This window comes from Phytoactinopolyspora endophytica, from assembly GCF_004138495.1.
GTDB classification, from domain to species: Bacteria; Actinomycetota; Actinomycetes; order Jiangellales; family Jiangellaceae; genus Phytoactinopolyspora; species Phytoactinopolyspora endophytica.
In genome coordinates this window covers 294376-296444 of record NZ_ML142850.1, presented here as the reverse complement: position 1 = coordinate 296444, position 2069 = coordinate 294376, and the positions used below count along the sequence as shown (strand labels likewise).

Annotated in this window: 1 protein-coding gene and 1 pseudogene; both read right to left on the bottom strand. The window is 70.8% G+C overall.

Going from position 1 to position 2069, the window contains the following annotated elements; translation table 11 throughout:
• Nucleotides 1-110: 110 nt before the first annotated feature.
• Nucleotides 111-1862 (bottom strand): FAD-dependent monooxygenase, encoded by a 1752-nt coding sequence (locus ELR45_RS04705; RefSeq protein WP_129663860.1) that lies wholly within the window; start codon nt 1860-1862, stop codon nt 111-113.
• An 8-nt stretch (nt 1863-1870) separates the two neighbouring features.
• Nucleotides 1871-2069, bottom strand: a pseudogene (locus ELR45_RS34585) (FAD-binding oxidoreductase); the annotation flags it as partial.

Genomic DNA, 2069 nt, shown 5'->3' with positions numbered 1-2069 from the left:
AGCTGTGAGTGTCACGCGAAACCGGGACGACAAGGCCCTCCGGATCCCTACCGGAGGGCCTTGTCCTTTCCAGGTCTTGCCGGGTCACGCCGGGCCCTTGCCGGGCCACGTCAGTTCGCGACGGGTCGTCCCAGGACGCGGGTGAGTGCGCCGGCCAGCCGGTCGCGGGCCACGGGTTCGGCGGTCCGGCTTCGCCAGGCGACGTAGCCGTCGGGCCGGACGAGGACGGCTCCGTCCTCGTCCACCTCCCGCGCCCGGGCCCAGTCGAAGTACAGGTCCTGCGCGTCTTCCCCACCCACCACCACGGCTTTCAGGTATGGCAGTCCCAGGGACGTCACCGCCTCCACCCAGGGTCGCCCGGTCGGTCCGATGAGCAGCGTGAAGTCACCCTCACCGACCAGGTCGAGGGTCGAGAGCCGGCGGCCCTCCCGGTCGACGAGCCACGCATGCGGCAGCTTCGCGCCCGGACGCGTCGTGTGCTGAGCGTGGATCTCCCGATCACGGAGGAACTCCTCCGGAACCTCGCTGTCGGGCACGACCGCGTGGGAGGAGTAGCGCTGGTTCAGCTCCACCCCCAGGGCGTTGTACTCGTTGTCCTTGAGTGCGAGCACCTCGGCCAGGGCGGCACGGGCGCGGGAACCTTCGGGTGTCGCCGCGCAGAGCTTCGCCGCGCCCGACGGCCCGCCGGGGCGCTCCGCGGCGAGCGCACTGTGGAGCCCGGCGTACTCCCGCCGCGACTGGTTGGCCCGGCGCACGACCTGTTCTCCGACCGGTGCCCGTTCGGCGGAGTAGGAGTCCAGCAGTGTCTCGGCGGCGTGACCCCGGATCACGTAGGCGAGCTTCCAGGCGAGGTTGAAGCTGTCCTGGATGCTGGTATTGGATCCGAGTCCGTTCGACGGCGGATGCCGGTGCACGGCATCGCCACCGCAGAAGACGCGTCCTCGCGAGTACGCCGGTGCGAAGGCCTCGTTGACGTACCACGGGTTCACCGCCGTGATGTCCGGCTCGAACTCGGGGTCGCCGACGTATGCACGGATCCGTGCCCGAGCGGTGTCCAGGCTGAGGTCGGGCTCGCCGGCGTCGGGGTCGAAGCCCCAGCCGGCGATCCACTGGTCCCAGGGCCGCACCGCTCGGAGCAGCCCGAGCCCGATTTCGCCCACGGCGGCGTCGTCGTTGACGATCCAGGTCAGCACGCTCGAACGGTGTGCCATGTGCCTGGACAGGTCACCGTCGAACTGCGCGTAGACCGTGCCCCCGCGGCGCAGCTGGCCCTCGACGGACAGGCCCGCGTCCTCCATGACCTTCGAGCGGGCGCCGTCGGCTCCGACAAGGTAGCGGACGCGCTTGGTCTGGACCTGCCCGGTCAGCCGGTCCTCGAGCTCGACGTCGACACCGTCGGCGTCCTGGGAGCTGCAGCGGTAGAGGGTGTTGAAGCTGAACACCGCACCGCGAGTGGCCGCCGCCCCCACCAGGAGGGGTTCGAGCAGTGGTTGTGGCAGGTCGGCCATCCGGCACGGGCTCGCTGCCAGGTACTCGCCGTACCTCCGGTCGCCCAGGCCGAAGCTCGCGAGCCGGGCGATCTCCCGGCCGGCCAGGCTGGTGGTGAAGGTGGTGTCGCCCATGAGCTCCCACGGTGTGGCCCGGGCCATGGCCTCCTCCTCGAGGCCAAGACTTCGCAGGACCTCCATGGTCCGCAGGTTGGTGACGTGCGCGCGGGGGGAGTCGGCGAGCCAGTTCTGCCGGCTGAGGGCGATGACGCGTAGTCCGTACGTGGCCAGCGTCAGTGCCGTCGTGGCTCCCATGGGGCCGGTACCGACGACCAGGACATCGGCGTCGAAGGGGGTGGAGGTGGCGGCGGGCATCACGCGTCTCATGGCGCGGAGACCCGATCGCGAGCCGGCCAGATGCCGTGCCGGCCGGGGGCGAGGATGCCTCCGGGATCGACGGCGTCCTTGAGGCGTTCGACGAACCTGCGGTAGGCGTGGTCGTTGAACGAGGCGTAGGAGGCCGCGAGGTCCATCTGGGCGATGTGAGGGCGGCCGTCGAGGTAGCCCAGCTCACCGAGCGCG

What these genes read in the sequence shown, in the direction of transcription:
- ELR45_RS04705 (WP_129663860.1), bottom strand. Translation starts at nt 1,862, where the DNA reads ATGCCCGCCGCCACCTCCACCCCCTTCGACGCCGATGTCCTGGTCGTC.